Genomic DNA, 19,726 nt, shown 5'->3' on the forward strand with positions numbered 1-19,726 from the left:
CCATTCGCTATAACTAAAGGAATTAAAGTGCCATAGTTTACCTGTCATAGCGCATAATAACAAAACTGCTAGCATGAATTTATTTAGAGTGAATAGTTCAAGATGTGAATAGTTGCCTGTATGTATAATTCAAATTCAGTGCCAAATGTCTGGATTATGTAAAGATTTGTTGGAATATATTTGCCAGTTGTGATCACAAGCGCAATACCTTCCTCGCAAGCCTGACTATACTTAGTTATTAAGTGGACATGAATAATCGTATTAAGCAAGCAGTTTTAGCGCTCGGCTCAGTGGTTATTTATTGGCAACCTAGGTGGAGGTGGCATATGAAACGTAAAAGCGCAGCAAGGGTCGGTAATGTGCTGATGGGATTAGGTTTGGTTACCATGGTCGTAGGGGTAGGTTACTCAATCCTGACAGAGGTATCCCAACTGGGTCTACCGCAATTCTTTGCCCATGGTGCCGTGATGAGTATTTTTGTCGGCGCACTGTTGTGGTTAGTTGGCGCGCGTATTGGTGGGCGTGAGGAAGTTGCGGATCGTTATTGGTGGATTAAGCACTTTGACAAGCGTTGTAATCGCAACCAGCGTCACTCCTAGCGAGCAAGGCATCATTAGCGACTAATTACAGCGAAGCGGCAAACATAGACCTGTTTTCTTGGCTTTTTAATTGAGCTGATGTGCAGGAGGGGTAAATGACGGCTCAACGAGCGATAAAACAAACACCTATTGATCAAGAACTCAGCGATCGAGAGTAGAAAACCCGTTGTCGCATCTGCTTCAACGGGTTTTTCTTTATCTGCTTCAATTTATGCATTGCATAGTATCAATTCGTTATGAACCCCATTCGTGATGCCCACCAAGTGACCTATCGCGAAAATAGCTTAATGGCTAACTGCGGCCAGATAGCACCGCAGGGATATCCACAACCTAATACTGATTAATGCTCAAACATCGCAGAGATGGACTCTTCATTGCTGATACGGCGGATGGCTTCAGCCAACATGCCTGACAGGGTCAGAGTACGCACATTTTTTAATGCCTTGATTTCAGCTGACAACGGAATCGTGTCACAAACAATCACTTCATCGATAACAGAATGTTTGATGTTTTCAACCGCATTACCAGAGAAGATCGGATGAGTCGCGTAAGCAAATACACGCTTGGCACCACGTTCTTTCAGGGCTTCCGCTGCTTTACACAATGTGCCACCGGTATCGATCATATCGTCAACTAACACGCAGTCACGGCCAGCAACGTCACCGATGATGTGCATCACCTGAGAAACGTTAGCACGTGGGCGGCGTTTGTCGATAATCGCCATATCAGTATCGTTCAGCAGTTTTGCAATGGCTCTGGCGCGAACAACGCCGCCGATGTCTGGAGAGACAACAATTGGGTTTTCCAGATTCTGCTGCAACATATCTTCCAGCAGGATTGGGCTACCAAATACGTTATCAACCGGAACATCAAAAAAGCCTTGGATCTGTTCAGCATGTAGATCCACTGTCAATACGCGGTCAACCCCAACACTTGAGAGAAAATCGGCAACAACTTTGGCAGTGATCGGTACACGGGCAGAACGCACACGGCGATCCTGACGAGCGTAACCGAAGTAAGGAATAACAGCAGTAATACGTCCTGCGGAGGCGCGACGCAGGGCATCAACCATGACAACCAGTTCCATCAGGTTATCGTTCGTGGGTGCGCAGGTGGACTGGATGATGAAAATATCACCACCGCGTACATTTTCGTTGATTTGCACGCTCACTTCGCCGTCGCTAAAACGACCTACAGCGGCGTCACCAAGACTGGTGTACAAACGGTTGGCAATACGTTGTGCTAGTTCCGGGGTGGCGTTACCAGCAAAAAGCTTCATATCAGGCACGAGAAGAACCTCAGGCATGCGTCCAGAGAAGATATTGTCATATCAGTAATCAGGGGCGATTATTCATACTGATTGCAATATACATACGGGTATTTAAAGCCAAAACACGGTGAATAACCGTCATCATTCAAATTACAGGTGTGTCGACTGTTCTCGTTCACCCGCATCACTTACTCATGTAAGGTTATCGGGATTCGCTCGTTTGCCGCTTTCCTGCATCTTGAAATCTATTGGGTACAAAACAGCATTATGAACCGGCTTTCAATCAAATGAGACAGGTATTTTCAGAACCCAAGGTTAGTAGAGCCATTACATCGACCTTACATAACGCTGTAAATCGTTATCTGCACTCACAACTTTCAATTTTCCCAGAGCGCGCACGATGCAGTGGCGAAACATTTACACCACGAGCAACAAAACCATGCAACCACTCCGGGGCAATACTTAACACCTGTCGGGCCGATGCCTCAGTGTCGAATTCTGCAAACACACAAGCACCGGTTCCGGTAAGGCGTGACGGAGCGTATTCTAACAGCCATGAAAGAGCCTGTTCAACCTCGCGAAAACGTTTTCTTGCGATCGGTTCGCAATCATTTGCGTACGGAGTGCTTAAAAGCGCCGCCAGTGGGCGAACTGGCGTATTTCTTTTTAATTCAGGATCAGAAAAAATAATTGGTGTTGGGATGCTTACACCGGGGTGTACCACCAAATACCACTTCTCTGAAGGCTCCGCAGGTTGCAATTTTTCGCCAATTCCCTCAGCAAAGGCAGCATGTCCACGAACGAACACCGGCACATCGGCACCTAATGTTAGGCCAAGAGTGGCCAATTTCTCATCAGAGAAACCACATTGCCACAGTAAATTGAGTGCAACCAGTACCGTGGCGGCATTAGATGAACCACCACCCAGTCCTCCCCCCATTGGTAGGCGTTTATCAATACTGATATCTGCCCCACGAGGTACTTTTACCGTGCCGGGCTGTTGTTGTGGCAATTGTTGTTGTAGAAATTGTTGTTGTAGCAATCGCGCCGCGCGAATTATCAAGTTCTGTTCGTTTTCTACGCCTGCAACTGGCGTTAATAAGCGAATCTGATTGTCATCTCGCGGCACAATAGTTAGCTGGTCGCCATAATCGAGAAACTGAAACAGGGTTTGTAAGTCATGATAACCATCGGCCCGTTGCCCGGTGATATAAAGAAACAGGTTTAATTTGGCCGGTGAGGGCCAGACATGTTGCTGCGTGCTAACCATGTTATTTGACAGTCCAATTATCCATTTTTAGCTTAATTCGCTGCCCGCCCTGGCTCAGTTCCATGCGGCTCGGCAATGCTGGCGTCACTTGAGTGTTGTATTCCTGATAATCAACCACCCACGTCATACCATTTTGTTTATAAGTCACTTGCTTCAAACGGTACTTATCATCAAGGATGAAATCAGTGGTATCACCGGGTAACCCTAAAATCCACTGACGTAAGCTTTCCAATGGAATGGACATCCCCGTCAACTTTTGAATCATTTCCTGTGGGTCATCACTGACATAGCGTTTGCCTTGATTATCGGTCAACTGGGTAACGCCTGGTTGTACCACCAATTCCAGTTCTGTGCTGCCCAATGGGTTGGTCAGCAGTAGGCGATAGCGCTCAGGTGTAGTTTGTTGCCAGAAAAAGCGCGCATAGACTTTTTGTTTTTCAGAAATATACGCAAAGGCACCCCGGGTCTGGAATTGGCTCAATTGCTGTAATTGTTGCTCATGTTGACGCCACTGTGGCGATGTCGGACTGGTCGCCGGACCGGTCGGTGGCGTGGTGCTACAGGCTGATAGCAACAGCGTTGCTAAAGGGAGCAGGCGATAAAAACTGATTTTATACATCGACATATGGCTATAAATCCTATCGGTCGCACGGATATCATTGGCGACGCGTCTTTGATGAGGTCATGTTACCGATAAATAATAATTTTTGATAAAACAAATTATTTGATACCTAGCTAATTGGTATCTGAGGTGCTCACGCTAACGGGCTGAAGGCTGAGCGTCAATATCTTGTTCTATTTTGTACAGGGTTTACGCAATATTGTTGTACAGCAGATAACCAATTTCTGATCATAATTTATGATAATACTTAGGATATTGCACTGTGACTTTTATTGAACCCGCGCATCAAGTAGAATGCGGTTCAGACGAGAATCCATACTAACATCAGTATTACTCGAAGCCGTTCTCATGACTCTGCTTGCATTAGGCATTAATCACAAAACTGCGCCTGTATCTTTACGTGAACGAGTGAACTTTTCACCGGAATCTATCGACCAGGCGCTTGTCAGCTTGCTCCAACAGCCGTTGGTGCAGGGCGGTGTCGTATTGTCTACGTGTAACCGAACTGAGTTGTATCTCAGCGTAGAGCAGCAAGATAATCTGCATGAACAACTTATTGCCTGGCTTTGTACCTATCACAAACTCAGCCCGGACGAAGTGAAAAAAAGCCTGTATTGGCATCATGGTAATGATGCCGTCAGTCATTTGATGCGTGTTGCCAGCGGGTTAGACTCACTGGTATTAGGCGAACCCCAAATTTTGGGGCAGGTGAAAAAGGCCTTTGCTGAATCTCAGCGTGGTCAATCGCTGTCTGGCGAGTTGGAGCGGTTGTTCCAGAAATCTTTCTCGGTTGCCAAACGGGTTCGGACAGAAACAGATATTGGAGCCAGTGCCGTTTCGGTTGCTTTTGCTGCCTGTACTCTGGCACGTCAGATATTTGAGTCGCTTTCTGAACTGAATGTGCTGTTGGTGGGGGCTGGGGAAACCATTGAGCTGGTGGCTCGTCATCTGCGTGAGCATCAAGTCAAGCATATGATTATCGCTAACCGTACCCGTGAGCGAGCTCAAGTGCTGGCGACAGAAGTGGGGGCCGAAGTGATTACTTTGCCGGAAATTGATGCTCGATTGGCCGATGCCGATATTATTATCAGTTCAACGGCCAGCCCATTGCCTATTATTGGTAAGGGAATGGTCGAACGTGCTCTGAAAAGCCGCCGCAATCAGCCAATGCTGTTTGTCGATATCGCCGTACCACGGGATATTGAGCCAGAAGTGGGTAAACTGTCTAATGCCTATTTATACAGTGTTGATGATCTGCACGCGATTATTCAGCACAATATGGCACAGCGTCAGGCCGCTGCGGTGCAGGCCGAATCAATAGTACAGCAGGAAAGCATGAATTTTATGGCCTGGCTACGTGCGCAGGGGGCGGTTGAAACCATTCGTGATTATCGTTCTCAGGCCGAACAGGTTCGTAGTGAGATGACCGCTAAAGCATTGGCCGCCATTGAGCAGGGTGCCAATGTAGAACAAGTGTTGAATGAGTTGGCCCATAAGCTCACTAACCGCCTGATTCATGCTCCTACCAAATCCCTCCAGCAAGCCGCCAGCGATGGCGATATGGAGCGGTTGCAATTATTACGCGACAGCCTTGGGCTGGATCAGCATTAGTTTCCTCTAATTACAGGGTTTAAAACCACGGATGAAGTCTTCTATTGTTGCCAAACTGGAAGCGTTACAAGAGCGTCACGAAGAAGTGCTGGCGTATCTTGGCGATGCCAGCGTTATTGCCGATCAAGACCGTTTCCGCGCGTTGTCACGTGAATATGCGCAATTAACGGATGTCACCCGCTGTTTTAAAGAATGGCGCAGCGTGCAAGATGATCTCGAAGCCGCAGAAATGATGCTGGAAGATCTTGAAATGCGCGAAATGGCTCAGGAAGAACTGAAAGAAGCAAAAGCGCGCAGTGAAGAGCTGGAACAGCAGTTGCAAGTGTTGTTGCTCCCTAAAGACCCTGATGATGAGCGTGATTGTTTTCTCGAGATTCGTGCCGGGACCGGTGGTGATGAAGCGGCTATTTTTGCTGGTGACATGTTCCGTATGTACAGCCGTTATGCCGAAGCACGCCGCTGGAAAGTTGAAATCATGAGCGCCAGTGAGGGCGAGCATGGTGGCTATAAAGAAGTGATTGCCAAGGTCTCTGGTGATGGGGTGTTTGGTCAGTTAAAATTCGAGTCAGGTGGTCACCGTGTGCAACGTGTACCCGAAACCGAATCACAAGGCCGTATTCATACCTCTGCCTGTACCGTCGCGGTAATGCCTGCCATTCCTGAAGCTGAGATGCCGGAAATCAATGCCGGTGATTTGCGTATTGATACTTTCCGCTCGTCTGGTGCCGGTGGTCAGCACGTTAACACCACCGATTCGGCAATCCGTATCACCCATATTCCAACGGGCTTGGTGGTGGAGTGTCAGGATGAGCGCTCACAACATAAGAACAAAGCCAAGGCGATGTCGGTGTTGGGTGCACGTATCCGTGCCGCAGAAATGCAAAAGCGCCAATTGGCAGAAGCTTCCGAGCGCCGTAATCTGCTTGGTTCAGGTGATCGCTCTGATCGTAATCGTACCTATAACTTCCCACAGGGCCGAGTGACCGATCATCGCATTAACCTGACCCTCTATCGCCTAGATGAAGTGATGGAAGGCAAACTGGATATGCTGATTCAGCCGATTGTGCAGGAATATCAAGCCGACCAGCTCTCTGCGTTGTCAGAGCAAGATTAATGGACTATCAGCAGTGGCTGTCGTTAACGGCAGCCCGTTTCAGTCAGAGTGACAGTCCAAAGCGCGATGCCGAGATTCTATTGAGTTTTGTCACTGCAAAGGCGCGTACCTATGTGTTGGCTTTCGGTGAAACTAAGCTGACAGCCGATCAGTTACAGCGATTGGAACAACTGGCAACCCGGCGTGAGCAGGGGGAACCTATTGCTTATCTGGTTGGGGAGCGCGAATTCTGGTCATTGCCGCTCAGTGTTTCCTCCGCCACTCTTATTCCACGCCCTGACACCGAATGTTTGGTTGAACAGGCGTTGGCACATCTGCCAGCCACTCCTTGCCATATTTTGGATTTGGGTACCGGTACCGGTGCTATTGCTTTGGCGTTAGCCAGTGAGCGGCCAGATTGTGCTGTGGTGGGTGTGGACATCCAAGCCGACGCTGTTGCACTGGCTCGCCATAATGCAGAAAAGCTGGCCATAGATAATGTACATTTCCTGCAAAGTAGCTGGTTTGACGCGGTCGACGGACAATTTACGCTGATTGTTAGCAATCCTCCTTATATTGATGCCGATGACCCGCATCTGAACGAAGGTGATGTCCGCTTTGAGCCTCACAGTGCGCTTGTCGCACCTGCCGAAGGGATGGCTTCACTGGACGAGATTATCCGTCGTGCGCCGGCTTATTTAGAGGCGGGAGGCTGGTTAATGTTGGAGCATGGCTGGCAGCAAGCCGATGCAGTACAGAAATTACTTAAAAACGCCGGATTTAGTGCTGTAATGACGTATAAAGATTATGGTAATAATGATCGTGTTACTTTGGGGCAATGGATCGGCTAATCAAGAAAAATCTGATTTTGTGCGGCATTTATTCGGCAACAAATAAAAAAAACGATAAATATTTAACATAGATAAGGAAGCGAGAGTCATGTGGGTTGATTATATCGCCATGAAGTATTTACATTTACTCACAGTAGTTATCAGTATTACGCTGTTTGTATTACGTTTCTTTTGGAAATGTCGCGGTTCGGCTATGATGGATAAGCGCTGGGTAAAAATAACGCCACATATCAATGATACGTTGCTATTTGTCAGCGGTATTGTACTGATTTTTATCACCGGATTTTACCCTTTCAGTCCGCAAGGAACATGGCTGACTGAAAAGCTGTTTGGCGTTATTATCTATATCCTGCTTGGCTATGTCGCATTAGGTAAGCGAACCCGCAGCCAGAATCGTCGCTGGCTTGCTTTCATACTCGCATTGGGTTGCCTGTATTTGATTGTCAAACTGGCAACAACTAAATTACCACTGCTGATGGGATATCTATGAGTAGCATTGCTGATTTCGAATTTAACAACGCGTCCCTGTGTGATGGGGTGTTATTGGTTACCCAGGAGATTCGACAGAATTTTCCACTGGTTGATGTACGCAACCAATTACAACAGCTCGTTGATGATGCCCGGGCTGCGATGCCCGCCAATCTCAATCAGGATCAGCAATTAGAAGTGCTTATTGATCTGTTTTACCGTAAATGGAAATTTGGCGGTGCTGGTGGCGTTTATCGCCTGTCAGACGCTATCTGGCTTGATAAAGTGTTGGATAAACGTCAAGGGACGCCAGTATCGCTGGGCGTCATTTTCCTGCACATCGCCCATCAACTGGATCTACCTTTGATGCCAGTTATCTTTCCAACTCAATTAATTCTTCGGGCTGATTGGTTAGATGAAGAAATGTGGCTGATTAATCCGTTAAACGGTGAAACGCTTAATGAACATATGCTAGAAGTGTGGATTAAGGGCAACCTGGGTTTGAGCGCCGAACTGGAAGATGAAGATCTGGAAGAAGCGGAAAACACCCTGATTGTTCGTAAAATGCTTGATACATTGAAAGCGGCATTAATGGAAGAGAAGCAGATGGAGTTGGCATTGCGCGCCAGTGAAGCGGTATTGGCTTTTGACCCCGATGACCCCTATGAAATCCGCGACCGTGGCTTGATTTATGCCCAACTGGATTGCAACCATATTGCTATCTCTGATTTAAGCTATTTTGTTGAACAGTGCCCGGAAGACCCGATTGCTGAAATGATAAAAATGCAGATCCACTCCATTGAGCAACAGCGGGTGACATTGCACTGATCTCTTTTATACCGCGGTTGTATGGTAGCCATGTCTTGCGGCATAACCGTGGTAATTAATCTCGATTTACCCTTTATAAAGGTATTAGTATGAAACAGAAAGTGGTTAGCATTGGCGATATCAACGTAGCGAACGACCTACCTTTCGTGCTGTTCGGCGGCATGAATGTGCTTGAGTCGCGCGACCTGGCAATGCGCATTTGTGAACATTATGTCACGGTGACCCAAAAGTTGGGCATTCCTTATGTGTTTAAAGCCTCGTTCGACAAAGCCAACCGTTCTTCAATTCATTCTTACCGTGGTCCCGGTTTGGAAGAGGGGATGAAAATCTTCCAAGAGCTGAAACAGCAGTTTGGTGTCAAAATCATCACCGATGTGCATGAAGCCAGCCAGGCAAAACCGGTGTCCGAAGTGGTTGATGTTATTCAATTACCGGCATTTTTGGCGCGTCAAACTGATTTGGTTGAAGCTATGGCCCGCACTGGCGCGGTTATCAACGTGAAAAAACCGCAGTTTGTCAGTCCTGGGCAGATGGGCAATATTGTCGATAAATTTAAAGAAGCCGGTAATGATCAAGTGATCTTGTGTGATCGCGGCAGTAACTTCGGTTATGACAATCTGGTGGTTGATATGTTAGGTATCAACGTTATGGTCCAGGCGACTGGCGGTCATCCAGTTATTTTCGATGTGACTCACGCATTACAATGCCGTGACCCGTTTGGCGCAGCCTCCGGTGGCCGTCGTGCTCAAGTAGCTGAACTGGCGCGTGCTGGCATGGCCGTTGGTTTGGCAGGGTTGTTTATCGAAGCGCACCCAGAGCCGAACAGCGCCAAGTGTGATGGTCCGTCAGCTTTGCCATTAGACAAACTAGAACCGTTCCTGGTGCAGATGAAAGCTATCGATGATTTAGTGAAGAGTTTCCCGGTGCTGGATACCAGCAAGTAAAAAGTGTTCGCCGGTAATATTTGAATAAAGAAAAGGCAGTGTAGGTAACTACACTGCCTTTTTTGAAAACCGTAATACTCATTCAAAGGGACTAACCTCTTACGCGTAAAGCCTCCAGCGCTTCTGGCAGTGACCCATAAAAACTCAACTTGCCTTCAATGGGCTGCACTCTGGCTCTTGCCAGCGTCTTCAGCGGCTGGAAAGGAATATCCGTGATAACGAGCTGTTGTTGCTCGCCCAGCGCCTCTGTGAAGCGTAGGAACGCATTTAGGCCACCGGCATCCAGAACCGGTACTGCATCCCACTGCAAAATAATGGTTTGATAATTCTCACAACGGCTGAGTAACTCATTAAATATCCGCTCTGCGGCAGCGAAAAACAGTGGCCCGTTCACTCGCAATACCAGCGTATGCTCATCAACAGCCGCGGGTATCTCACTCAGGCGCGTCATGCGCGCAATACGCCGCATAAATAGCAGTGAGGCCAACACAATACCCACTGTGATTGCAATCACCATGTCAAATAATACCGTCAGGCTCATGCACAACAACATCACAATAATGTCATCTTTAGGCGCTCGGCGCAGGAGGTCAACGACTTTATGTGCCTCACTCATGTTCCAGGCCACAATCAGTAGCAGAGACGCCATCGCAGCTAAAGGCAGATAAGACAACATCGGTGCCAGTACCAGTAACGCCAGTAAGACCAACAGTGCGTGGATGATGGCTGACACTGGTGAGGTTGCACCTGCGCGAACATTAGCCGCAGAACGAGCAATGGCGGCAGTCGCAGTGATCCCGCCAAAGAATGGCGCAATGATATTCCCCAGTCCCTGACCGACTAACTCACTGTTGGAGTGATGCTTTTGTCCTGTCATACCATCAAGTACGACGGCGCAGAGCAATGACTCAATTGCGCCCAGCATTGCCATAGAAAAGGCTGCGGGCAGTAATGCAGAGAAGGTTGCCCAGTTCAATACAAATGGCTGACTATTGGCGGCAGGTAAATTCCACGGCAAGACAAATTGCGGCAGGATGGGGGGAATACCGTGGCCTTGGGTGCCATCGGCCAGTAAATAGCCAAAGCGCGAGCCGATAGTCGCCACTTGATGATCAAATAGCGATAACACCGCCATGACGGCAGTACCCGCAACCAATGCCGGTAAGTGACCCGGTAACTTTAATTTTAACCGTGGCCAGAGTATTAATACCAGCAGAGTGACGGTTGCAATTAGCGTATCACTGAGGTTGATGGTTGGCATTGCTTGAGCCAACGCGGCAACTTTACCAGCATAATTTTCCGGCACTTCTGTCAGGTGCAGGCCAAAGAAATCTTTCACCTGCATGGTGGCAATGGTGATACCAATACCTGAGGTAAAACCGAGGGTGACGGACAGCGGGATATATTCAATCAATCGGCCAAGTCGCCCTAGGCCCATAAATAATAAAAATATACCGGAGATCAGTGTAGCCAGCAGCAAACCCGCTAAACCAAACTGCTGTGATACCGGATAGAGAATAACCACAAAAGCGGCAGTGGGGCCGGATACGCTATAGCGGGAGCCGCCGGTGACCGCAATAACAATACCGGCAATAGCGGAGGTATATAAGCCGTATTGTGGTGGGACACCACTGGCAATAGCCAGTGCCATCGCCAGTGGGATAGCAATGATACCGACAGTGACACCGGCAATTATATCTTTGAGAAGTCTTTGAAGTGTATAGGTTTCTCGCCAGCAAGCGTCAATAAGCGCGCTGAACGGCCTAATGCCGTTAATTCCGTGCGTTTTCATCTAAGGTGCAAACCAAATAAAGAAAAGACAAAATAAATGGCGGGCCAGTAAGGGTCCGTCTCGAGTAGCAGAACACAACGATACGCCAATTAGGTGACTAAGATCTAGATGTATATCAATCTCAGTCGGAAAATTAGATAACTGTCGGTTTTATAAAGAGGGTTAAATGAACGGATTCATGGTGGACCAGTGCATTCCTCCCCTGAATAAATGAAAAGTGGTTATTATCCCCACTAGCGCCTTCTTTTAGACCCAAGTATCGGAAATTGAAAAATAAGCATCCAAACTAGGGCTGCATCCTGTGTGCGAAATCGAAAGGGGGGTGATTAGGCGACATCTTGTTACATGAATTGAGGGATTGGTCCCATAGTGAAATTATTCAGGAATAAAACCTGTCTCACAGCTAAGATTTGAGTTAGAAACTATGGCTATTAACCATGCTTAATGTTTAGGATTTCCAATGAATATATTCGACGTAAAACGTTACTTAATGTTAGTTGGCAATAAGACAAACCAATGTCAGCCAAAATCCTCGCTGAGAATTCAAAGGATTAATGCTACGCCATGAGCGAATTAGAATCTCTATCGACACTATACCGAGATGCTTGTGTCACCTATGCGACGCTCTCAATCAGTTATTTTGCCTTAAGTAAGAACAGTGCTTTTTCTTACAATGGGGACGTCTGGAAACGTATTCTATTTGGTGTCGCATCGGGACTGGTTTCACTTTATCTGAATCAGGACCAGTGGGTGATTTCAGGTGCGTTTTTCTATAGTTTCGAGTTGATTCCGATTATTTTGGTCACTTTCTATGGTGGTTGGTTAAGTAGCTTGACGGCATTGCTGATTAATTTTGCTTTCACAGGCTGGTTTACCCTCGACAATATTCTTATAACAATAATATTTATTCCGCTCATACTGTCACGAGTCTGGGAGCGAAAAAACAATCGTATTTTTTATACCGCAATCCTCGCTATTGCGATTTATCGTATGGTCGTTGCTGTATTAGTTGCCCCGCATATTTTGACCTGGGCCCAGGTGATAGTATATCAACTGATTTCCGCGCTCTGTTTGGCTATTTGCTACCATGCACTGAATTTTAAAGAGCGTCATATCTCCGCCTATTTTTCGATGAAAAACCGGGCGAATATTGACAAATTAACCCAGCTAAATAACCGGGCAAGTATTGATTATCGATTAACGGCAATTCACAACAGCCGTCAGGCGTGTGGTTTAATGATTCTGGATCTGGACCATTTTAAGTCGGTAAATGACAGCTATGGTCATGACGGTGGTGATTTACTTCTAACAGAAGTGGGGAAGCTGCTGACGTCAATCATTCGCGATGAGGATTTTGTTGGCCGTTATGGCGGTGAAGAGTTTATTGTTATAACCCGCCGCCACGAACCACAAACGATTAAAGCGGTTGCCGAGCGAATTCTCCAACAAGTTGAGAATCTCGCGGTGGTTTTACCTGACGGACGTAAAATAAAGGCCACCATCTCGATTGGTGCGTCTCTTTATTTGCCTGGAATGTCGATGCTAAAAGCATTAAAAATGACGGATGAAGCACTTTATCAGGCGAAGAAACAAGGGCGCAATCAAGTGGTTTACAGCCGATTAATGCCATTTTCCCCATTGGGAGACCGCATAGATAAAGAGGGGCGCCGCCGTAAGTTGTAGAAACACCTTGGCGGGAATCACGAAAAAGGCTCTGACTTTCGTCAGAGCCTTTTGCTCGAATATGGCGGTGAGAGAGGGGTTCGAACCCTCGATACACTTACGCGTATACACACTTTCCAGGCGTGCTCCTTCAGCCACTCAGACACCTCACCGTTTGTTACCGCGCTAAGCACGGCAACGGGGCGGTACTATAGGGACCAGCAGGCAGATGGTCAAGCAGTATTTACCCGTTGCCATTCATCTGGTTATTCTGCATGCATATAGCGTAAATCACCGGCAAATTATAAGCAATCAACGCCAATTTTTCGCCTGCAGTGGTGAATCAACCATCACATAATCGGCACCGAGATCTTTAGCTAGCTGATAATCTTTTGCAGAGTTTATGCCAATCAGCAAAATTTTTGCATCTTCGCTCTGCTTGAAACAGTCCATTGCCTGTTGATTCCAAACCAATTGGGTCCGGGTTGTTCCTTTACCCAGGGTGAATTTCTCGACGACCTTTACCTCGCGTCTTAATTCAAAGGCATAATGTCTATTCTGGTTGCTAATGAATGAATTACCCTTGTTTTTGGCTATTATACATTCATCTGCCATCACCGCAGTAGCTAAAATTTTACGGGTTTTATTACGTGTCTCGAATTTACTTATATAATCAGGTAGCGCATCAAGATATTTTTTCTCAGTAGAATAGAAAACAATGCGGTCAGGTGAGAGAATGCTTTCTCTCATTTCTATTATGGCATTCGCTATTATTTTTGGATCTACATCAGGAGACTTAATATCTATAGTGAATCTTGCTTTTGGGAACGATAATAAAATATGATGTAATGAGGGGATCTTTACCCCCCATCCGCGGAATGTATACTGATCGTCACTTTTAAAGTGATAGGCCGCATCTAATAACTGTAATTCTTGCCAAGAGTGGTCAGAGACCAGGCCGCTGCCGTTAGTCAATTCGCTCAAATCTTTGGGCCGATATAGTACTAAAACACCATCTTTACTAAGTTGAACCGAGACCCAAATAATATCAGCATTATTTGATAACGCTTTACTGATGGCATGTCGAGTGTTCTCTGGGAAATCGGCTGTTCCTGCACGATGAGCAACGATTAACGGCGAGGCTGATAGGGGGTTAACACACAGGGTGAATAATAAAGAAATAAAATAAAATCGCTTATTTTTCATTTGATACCTCGATATGGGTTATTTCGGATTTATAATATTCCTTATCTTGTAACATGTAATATTGAACTGGAAATAAACCAATTAGTAATAGAGGCATTTAATAAAGTGATTATGTTTATACCCGTCATACTTCAAGCTGCATGTGCGTTGGCTACGCTCAATAATCTGAATCACTTACAAATGTAAGCCCGTAGGGTGAGCCTCATCCTTGAGGCTCACCCTACGGGCTAGCATAAATACTGTTCAAATCGGTTTCCGACCGATTTGTATTTCGTTTGCCGTCTTCCTGCAACTCGAATTATTTTGGGTATATATGTCTGAAACGATATTTGGCAGGAAATAAAACTATCTAAAGGCGAAAAAAAACGGCAATCGGGTTAACAGGTTCAGGTATGAAACCAGACATGTTATCGATTGCCGCTTCGTTTGTCGTAGAAACCAAGGTTCATCTACAGACTAAATATGGCGGTGAGGGAGGGGTTCGAACCCTCGATACGCTTACACGTATACACACTTTCCAGGCGTGCTCCTTCAGCCACTCAGACACCTCACCGTGTTACAGCTATCAACTACGCTAAACGCTGTCGACCGGCGTAATGTAGGCAAAAGTGTGCCCAGCGTCAACCCTCTTATATTGGCTTTGTTACTGTTTAGCTAAAGTTACAGCAGTTTGCTGATTTCATCGTCATTTCTTGCGGGTAACACTTGCATCTGACCGTTAATCGCGGAAATCTATCAGGTACTTTCGCAAGGAGTTGGCAAATAATGAATATTATTTTTTATCACCCGTTTTTTGAAGCAAAACAGTGGTTGTCAGGCATACAATCTCGCTTGCCCACGGCGAAAATCAGGCAGTGGCGACGTGGTGATACACAACCAGCGGATTATGCTCTCGTCTGGCAGCCACCACAGGAAATGCTCGCCAGACGTGTTGAACTGAAAGGCATTTTTGCTTTAGGGGCGGGGGTCGATGCTATTTTGGATCAAGAGCGCCGCTCTCCGGGCACATTGCCAACCGGAGTGCCGCTGGTACGATTAGAAGACTCTGGTATGTCATTGCAAATGCAGGAGTATGTGGTAGCCGGTGTATTGCGATATTTCCGCCGAATGGATGAGTATCAACTGCAACAACAGCAGAAAGTGTGGCAACCGCTGGAGCCGCATCAGCATGATAAATTTACCATAGGTATTCTCGGGGCGGGGGTATTAGGTAAAAGCGTGGCCCACAAATTGGCTGAGTTTGGTTTTACCGTGCGTTGTTGGAGCCGTACACCAAAACAGATTGAGGGTATAACCAGTTTTGCCGGCAAAGAGAAACTATCGATTTTCCTGCAAGGGACACAATTATTAATTAATTTGCTGCCCAATACGCCCGAAACTGTCGGTATCTTGAACCAATCGCTGTTTTCACAATTGAATGCTAACGCTTATGTGATCAATATTGCGCGTGGTGCACATTTATTGGAGCGTGATCTATTAACTGCAATGAATGTTGGGAGCGTTGCAGCGGCGACATTGGATGTATTTGCTGAGGAACCCTTACCGTCAATGCATCCTTTCTGGAGTCACCCACGCATCACTATTACACCGCATATTGCAGCGATAACCCTGCCGGAGATAGCGATGGATCAGGTAGTTGCCAATATTCAAGCCATCGAAGCGGGGAGAGTGCCAGCGGGCCTGGTCGATGTGGTACGAGGTTACTGATTTACATACTGACTCGGTTCGATGAGATATAGCGATAGCCCTGCAAGTAAGGGCTTTTAGCGCTGTTGATGAGAAGAATTCCTGCTATCATTAGCAGTCTATGCTTTACCTGCAAAAAAGCCATCCTGCCTTAAAAGACTTTGTGGAGTAGTCATGTATCCTGTTGATTTACATATGCATACCATCGCCAGCACCCATGCTTACAGCACCCTGCACGATTACATTGCCGAAGCTAAGTTAAAAAATATTAAGCTGTTTGCCATTACTGACCATGGCCCGGATATGGCTGATGCCCCGCATTACTGGCACTTTATGAACATGCGTGTCTGGCCACGGTTGGTAGATGGTGTGGGTATTTTGCGCGGTATTGAGGCCAATATTAAGAATTTGGACGGTGATATCGATTGTACCGGCCCGATGCTTGATGCCATCGACCTGCTAATTGCCGGCTTCCATGAGCCTGTATTCCCGCCTCAAGACAAAGCTGCCAATACTCAGGCAATGATTGCGGCCATGGCGCAGGGGAATGTGCACATCATCAGTCATCCCGGTAATCCTAAATATCCTGTTGATATTCCAGCTATTGCTGAGGCAGCGGCAAAATACAATGTGGCGTTGGAGTTGAATAACTCGTCCTTTACGCATTCACGCAAGGGCAGCGAAGCGAACTGCCGGGCGATTGCTGAAGCGGTCCGTGATGCCGGTGGCTGGTTGGCATTAGGTTCTGACTCCCATATTGCCTATTCATTGGGGATTTTCGAACATTGTGAGCGGATTATTGCTGAGGTGAATTTCCCGCCAGACCGTATTTTGAATGTTAGCCCGCGCCGGTTACTGAATTACCTTGAGCAGCGTGGCCGCCCGGTAATCCCTGAGTTGGCTGATTTATAATATAAAGTATGTGACATTGTCACTTGTGGTTTAAATATTCATAAGAAACAGGAAGATGTAAATGAATGATTTCTCTCTGGTGTGCCGGGTTCTTGGGTCACTATTTTATCGCCAACCACAAGATCCGCTACTGGCCCCCCTTTTTGCGCTGATAAGTCAGGGCAAATTAGAGCAGCACTGGCCACTGGAACAAGGTGAGCTGCTGGCGCGTTTGCAACAAGAGTATCAGCCACCGGCGGTGGTCGCTGATTATAACGCGTTGTTCGTCGGCGATGATCGTAGCGTGTCACCTTATGGCAGCGATTATGAGGATGCTTGCCCAGAAGCTGAGGTCAGAGCGTTTTTGCAACAACGAGGGATGCCGCTGGGCGATGGCCCAACTGATCATTTTGGTGGGTTATTATTGGCAGCCTCTTGGTTGGAAGACCAAGCCGCAGAGGATGAGATTGCGGCTCAAACCGCACTGTTTAACGACTATTTACTGCCCTGGTGTGGTCGCTTTCTCGGCAAAGTAGAGGCCCACGCTAACACCGGCTTTTATCGGACGTTGGCTCAGTTGAGCCGCGAAGCGTTACAGGCGATGTGGGATGAGTTGTCTGAAGATACTTTGCCGAATTAAGTAACCCTCTTTGGATTAATGAGCCTCATTCTTTGAGGCTCACCCTGCGAGCCAGCATAAATACGGTTCAAACCGGTTCCCGACCGATTTGTCATTCGTTTACTGCAACGGCAATGACATTTGGTATCAGTGACGATGCAGCAAACGATAGCCTGTAAACCTCGCAGTGCAGCTAGTCAGTCAGTCAGTGGGATGACTAACTGGCCTGGTTTCACTTCTAAACCTTTTGCCAGCTTTTTCGCCATCCCTTCAGCTTTACTCTTTTCACTGTCCAACACATAGACCGGTTGCTGATTAAAGTAGGATTTCAACGACTGATTCAGATAAGGGGTCAGTGCTTTCATCACTGAATCCATTTTTTCTGGCTTAACGGTATAATCAGTCAATTCCATATCTTTTAGGAAGATAGCGCCTTTCTCACGATCGAATGTCGGTTGCGCTTTTAGTGTCAGCGTCATATCCGCACTTTGTGGGCCAAGGATCGAGGTAATGTCTACTTTGGCATTACCGGTTAAGGTCACTTTACCAGGCTCAGTACGGCCAATCTGGCTCTGCAATTGCGTCAAGATAATGTGGGCGTCAACCAGACCGGGTATGCCAATCTGCTTTTCATAGTTATTGTGTTTTTGCAGATATTCATTGATTTCCTGTTCGCTCAATGTGTATTGAGTTAATTGGTTACAGCCGACCAGTGTCGTGGTCACAATCAGCGCAGCAGCGCCCCACATTAATGTCTTCATCAAAACCTCATAGCAATATTTACTAAACAAACAAGATGGCGCATCACATCAAACCAGACAAACAGGCCAATAGTAACCGGTTAATCCACTGTTTTGTATTATTAACCATATTTGTTCAACCAAGGTTCAGTATTGCGGACAATAATGCGGCGGTGGGGGGCATCTGCCAATCGGATAACCCCGAATCAACGTTGGTTTGAAAAGAGAATAAAAAGATGCCAGAGAGGCTTGGCGACTCTGGCGCTAGTGCTAACGACAGAATAGTGCTAACTGCCGCTTAGCATGGCAGACTCGATACGGCGCTGATTAAACTGCCAGTAAAGCCCGGCCAGCGTAATTACCCCAATAACGCCCAGCAGGAACCAGGGTAACTCCGGCATTTCCAGCGTTCGGCCAGTATCGTACATCCAGCCGCCACCGGTATAGCCTAATGCTCCTCCCAACGCCAGCCCCAGACGGCTAAAGCCCATATAGCTGCCACGTGCGCGCGAGTCGGCCAGCGAAGCCCCCAGGGTTTCACGTGCGGGTTCAGCGATAATTGAACCTGTATAGAAGAAGCAAATGAACATAAACAGTGTTTGCAGGTGGGAAATCAAGCCGATCGGAAACAGGCTTAATGTCATGATTAATAGCCCAAACATGAGGCGCTGTTCGAGGCGAAAATGTTTCTCGCTCCAGCGAGCAAGTGGGTAAAGCAATGTCAAAGAAAGCGCGGCCTCAATGGCGTACATCCATTTAACGGCAGCAGGAGACCCCGCAATCTCATTTACCACGATCGGCAGCATGAGCATCACCTGTACCGACAGCATGTAATAGCCTGTTAGCGTCAGGACATAAGTCACAAAGCGGCGATCACGTAGCACCCGCATTAAACCTTCTTTCATTGGCGCACGCACGGTGGAAATGCGATACGCGGGCAGTAACCAAAGGTTCCAGCCTGCCGCCAAAATGAAGATTACCGCGCCAGTCCAACAGACAAAATGGAAGTCGTATTGCAGTAACCAACTGCCGATTAATGCGCCGATCACCGCACCTGCACTGTCTTGCATCATCAGCAGGGAGTAAAAACGGCCACGTTCATGGGGGCGGGTTAATTTGATAACCAAAGCGGTACGCGGCGGATCAAATAGGGTGCCACCTAAGCCAGATAGCGCACAAGCCAGCAGGAGTATCCAAGGTTCATCGGCCATTGCCATAAATGCAAAGCCAGCAGCCCGCATTAGCATGCCGGTAACAATCATTGGCTTGGCACCAAAACGGTCGGCAATGGCACCACCAAAGATGCCTAACCCTTGTTGGACAAGTTGCCTTAGCCCCAAGGCCAGGCCAACGAGCACCGCAGCCCAACCCAGTTGATCGACAAATCGGATAGAGATGAGTGGGAAGACAACGAAAAAACCCAACACAACTAATAAGTTATCAAGCAATAAAAAATACTTACCCAAGCTCCGAGCTTGCGATACCAAGGCCATGCTTCACCGTCAGAAATTAAATAAGGAGGGAATAAAAAACACGCTTATAGTTTGTACCCAAATTGCTAGAAACGATAGAGG

General features: G+C 47.1%; 18 protein-coding genes and 2 tRNA genes. 11 read left to right on the top strand and 9 right to left on the bottom strand.

Annotated elements, in window-relative coordinates; translation table 11 throughout:
- The first annotated feature begins 326 nt into the window (after window positions 1-326).
- Window positions 327-599, top strand: coding sequence for a stress-induced protein YchH (gene ychH, locus ACWJJO_RS09945; RefSeq protein WP_083159029.1), 273 nt, complete (start codon window positions 327-329; stop codon window positions 597-599).
- A 340-nt stretch (window positions 600-939) separates the two neighbouring features.
- On the opposite strand, the gene prs is transcribed toward ychH, so the two are convergent.
- The 3 genes from prs to lolB all read right to left on the bottom strand — a co-directional run bounded on the left by prs (window position 940) and on the right by lolB (window position 3,764).
- Window positions 940-1,887 (bottom strand): ribose-phosphate diphosphokinase, encoded by a 948-nt coding sequence (gene prs / locus ACWJJO_RS09950; protein ID WP_004390739.1) that lies wholly within the window; start codon window positions 1,885-1,887, stop codon window positions 940-942.
- A gap of 340 nt (window positions 1,888-2,227) precedes the next feature.
- On the bottom strand, window positions 2,228-3,139 hold the full coding sequence (gene ispE, locus ACWJJO_RS09955; protein ID WP_481090978.1) for a 4-(cytidine 5'-diphospho)-2-C-methyl-D-erythritol kinase: 912 nt from the start codon (window positions 3,137-3,139) through the stop codon (window positions 2,228-2,230).
- 1 nt (window position 3,140) lies between these two features.
- Window positions 3,141-3,764, bottom strand: coding sequence for a lipoprotein insertase outer membrane protein LolB (lolB, locus tag ACWJJO_RS09960; protein ID WP_481090979.1), 624 nt, complete (start codon window positions 3,762-3,764; stop codon window positions 3,141-3,143).
- A 345-nt stretch (window positions 3,765-4,109) separates the two neighbouring features.
- Between lolB and hemA the strand changes: the two genes are divergently transcribed.
- The 6 genes from hemA to kdsA all read left to right on the top strand — a co-directional run bounded on the left by hemA (window position 4,110) and on the right by kdsA (window position 9,556).
- A complete protein-coding gene (gene hemA, locus ACWJJO_RS09965) occupies window positions 4,110-5,372 on the top strand; it encodes a glutamyl-tRNA reductase (RefSeq protein ID WP_083159026.1) in 1,263 nt (420 codons plus the stop codon).
- A 31-nt stretch (window positions 5,373-5,403) separates the two neighbouring features.
- Window positions 5,404-6,486: a peptide chain release factor 1 gene (gene prfA / locus ACWJJO_RS09970; protein ID WP_005185162.1), complete on the top strand. Its 1,083-nt coding sequence runs from the start codon at window positions 5,404-5,406 to the stop codon at window positions 6,484-6,486.
- Window positions 6,486-7,316 carry a peptide chain release factor N(5)-glutamine methyltransferase gene (gene prmC, locus ACWJJO_RS09975; RefSeq protein ID WP_083159025.1) on the top strand — a complete coding sequence of 277 codons (831 nt, stop codon included), beginning with the start codon at window positions 6,486-6,488 and terminating at the stop codon, window positions 7,314-7,316. The genes prfA and prmC overlap by 1 nt, the downstream gene beginning before the upstream one ends.
- 88 nt (window positions 7,317-7,404) lie before the next feature.
- Window positions 7,405-7,806, top strand: a complete 402-nt coding sequence (locus tag ACWJJO_RS09980; RefSeq protein WP_005185164.1) for a SirB2 family protein — start codon at window positions 7,405-7,407, stop codon at window positions 7,804-7,806.
- Window positions 7,803-8,612: an invasion regulator SirB1 gene (sirB1, locus tag ACWJJO_RS09985; protein WP_083159024.1), complete on the top strand. Its 810-nt coding sequence runs from the start codon at window positions 7,803-7,805 to the stop codon at window positions 8,610-8,612. Before ACWJJO_RS09980 ends, sirB1 begins: the two co-directional genes overlap by 4 nt.
- Window positions 8,613-8,701: 89 nt before the next feature.
- Window positions 8,702-9,556: a 3-deoxy-8-phosphooctulonate synthase gene (gene kdsA / locus ACWJJO_RS09990; protein WP_005185168.1), complete on the top strand. Its 855-nt coding sequence runs from the start codon at window positions 8,702-8,704 to the stop codon at window positions 9,554-9,556.
- 91 nt (window positions 9,557-9,647) lie between these two features.
- Here the strand turns inward: kdsA and dauA are convergent, their stop codons facing one another.
- On the bottom strand, window positions 9,648-11,348 hold the full coding sequence (gene dauA / locus ACWJJO_RS09995) for a C4-dicarboxylic acid transporter DauA (protein ID WP_083159023.1): 1,701 nt from the start codon (window positions 11,346-11,348) through the stop codon (window positions 9,648-9,650).
- A gap of 564 nt (window positions 11,349-11,912) precedes the next feature.
- Here dauA and ACWJJO_RS10000 point away from each other — a divergent pair.
- A complete protein-coding gene (locus ACWJJO_RS10000; protein WP_481090980.1) occupies window positions 11,913-13,031 on the top strand; it encodes a GGDEF domain-containing protein in 1,119 nt (372 codons plus the stop codon).
- Between the two features lie 62 nt (window positions 13,032-13,093).
- On the opposite strand, the gene ACWJJO_RS10005 is transcribed toward ACWJJO_RS10000, so the two are convergent.
- The 3 genes from ACWJJO_RS10005 to ACWJJO_RS10015 form a co-directional block, all read right to left on the bottom strand.
- A tRNA-Ser gene (locus ACWJJO_RS10005) sits at window positions 13,094-13,183 on the bottom strand.
- A 139-nt stretch (window positions 13,184-13,322) separates the two neighbouring features.
- Window positions 13,323-14,216, bottom strand: coding sequence for a glycerophosphodiester phosphodiesterase family protein (locus ACWJJO_RS10010; protein WP_481090981.1), 894 nt, complete (start codon window positions 14,214-14,216; stop codon window positions 13,323-13,325).
- A gap of 463 nt (window positions 14,217-14,679) precedes the next feature.
- A tRNA-Ser gene (locus ACWJJO_RS10015) sits at window positions 14,680-14,769 on the bottom strand.
- A 212-nt stretch (window positions 14,770-14,981) separates the two neighbouring features.
- Here ACWJJO_RS10015 and ghrA point away from each other — a divergent pair.
- From ghrA to ACWJJO_RS10030, 3 genes are all read left to right on the top strand, one after another.
- On the top strand, window positions 14,982-15,923 hold the full coding sequence (gene ghrA, locus ACWJJO_RS10020; RefSeq protein ID WP_481090982.1) for a glyoxylate/hydroxypyruvate reductase GhrA: 942 nt from the start codon (window positions 14,982-14,984) through the stop codon (window positions 15,921-15,923).
- Window positions 15,924-16,076: 153 nt separating this feature from the next.
- Window positions 16,077-16,814 carry a phosphatase gene (locus ACWJJO_RS10025; RefSeq protein ID WP_372569123.1) on the top strand — a complete coding sequence of 246 codons (738 nt, stop codon included), beginning with the start codon at window positions 16,077-16,079 and terminating at the stop codon, window positions 16,812-16,814.
- A 61-nt stretch (window positions 16,815-16,875) separates the two neighbouring features.
- Complete coding sequence (locus ACWJJO_RS10030) at window positions 16,876-17,433, top strand: TorD/DmsD family molecular chaperone (protein WP_083159018.1); 558 nt, start codon at window positions 16,876-16,878, stop codon at window positions 17,431-17,433.
- 176 nt (window positions 17,434-17,609) lie between these two features.
- Here the strand turns inward: ACWJJO_RS10030 and ACWJJO_RS10035 are convergent, their stop codons facing one another.
- Both ACWJJO_RS10035 and mdtH read right to left on the bottom strand, forming a co-directional pair.
- Entirely contained in the window at window positions 17,610-18,173 is a 564-nt protein-coding gene (locus tag ACWJJO_RS10035; protein ID WP_083159017.1) for a lipoprotein, read from the bottom strand.
- A gap of 266 nt (window positions 18,174-18,439) precedes the next feature.
- Window positions 18,440-19,645: a multidrug efflux MFS transporter MdtH gene (gene mdtH, locus ACWJJO_RS10040; RefSeq protein WP_481090983.1), complete on the bottom strand. Its 1,206-nt coding sequence runs from the start codon at window positions 19,643-19,645 to the stop codon at window positions 18,440-18,442.
- Window positions 19,646-19,726: the final 81 nt, after the last annotated feature.

Source organism: Yersinia antarctica (assembly GCF_056636475.1).

Excerpts from the sequence above, each read along its gene's own strand:
- ghrA (WP_481090982.1), top strand. The coding sequence starts at position 14,982 with ATGAATATTATTTTTTATCACCCGTTTTTTGAAGCAAAACAGTGGTTG.
- ACWJJO_RS09980 (WP_005185164.1), top strand. The coding sequence starts at position 7,405 with ATGTGGGTTGATTATATCGCCATGAAGTATTTACATTTACTCACAGTA.
- ychH (WP_083159029.1), top strand. The coding sequence starts at position 327 with ATGAAACGTAAAAGCGCAGCAAGGGTCGGTAATGTGCTGATGGGATTA.
- ACWJJO_RS10010 (WP_481090981.1), bottom strand. The coding sequence starts at position 14,216 with ATGAAAAATAAGCGATTTTATTTTATTTCTTTATTATTCACCCTGTGT.
- prmC (WP_083159025.1), top strand. The coding sequence starts at position 6,486 with ATGGACTATCAGCAGTGGCTGTCGTTAACGGCAGCCCGTTTCAGTCAG.
- ACWJJO_RS10000 (WP_481090980.1), top strand. The coding sequence starts at position 11,913 with ATGAGCGAATTAGAATCTCTATCGACACTATACCGAGATGCTTGTGTC.
- hemA (WP_083159026.1), top strand. The coding sequence starts at position 4,110 with ATGACTCTGCTTGCATTAGGCATTAATCACAAAACTGCGCCTGTATCT.
- sirB1 (WP_083159024.1), top strand. The coding sequence starts at position 7,803 with ATGAGTAGCATTGCTGATTTCGAATTTAACAACGCGTCCCTGTGTGAT.
- ACWJJO_RS10025 (WP_372569123.1), top strand. The coding sequence starts at position 16,077 with ATGTATCCTGTTGATTTACATATGCATACCATCGCCAGCACCCATGCT.
- ispE (WP_481090978.1), bottom strand. The coding sequence starts at position 3,139 with ATGGTTAGCACGCAGCAACATGTCTGGCCCTCACCGGCCAAATTAAAC.
- mdtH (WP_481090983.1), bottom strand. The coding sequence starts at position 19,645 with ATGGCCTTGGTATCGCAAGCTCGGAGCTTGGGTAAGTATTTTTTATTG.
- ACWJJO_RS10035 (WP_083159017.1), bottom strand. The coding sequence starts at position 18,173 with ATGAAGACATTAATGTGGGGCGCTGCTGCGCTGATTGTGACCACGACA.
- lolB (WP_481090979.1), bottom strand. The coding sequence starts at position 3,764 with ATGTCGATGTATAAAATCAGTTTTTATCGCCTGCTCCCTTTAGCAACG.
- dauA (WP_083159023.1), bottom strand. The coding sequence starts at position 11,348 with ATGAAAACGCACGGAATTAACGGCATTAGGCCGTTCAGCGCGCTTATT.
- prfA (WP_005185162.1), top strand. The coding sequence starts at position 5,404 with ATGAAGTCTTCTATTGTTGCCAAACTGGAAGCGTTACAAGAGCGTCAC.
- ACWJJO_RS10030 (WP_083159018.1), top strand. The coding sequence starts at position 16,876 with ATGAATGATTTCTCTCTGGTGTGCCGGGTTCTTGGGTCACTATTTTAT.
- kdsA (WP_005185168.1), top strand. The coding sequence starts at position 8,702 with ATGAAACAGAAAGTGGTTAGCATTGGCGATATCAACGTAGCGAACGAC.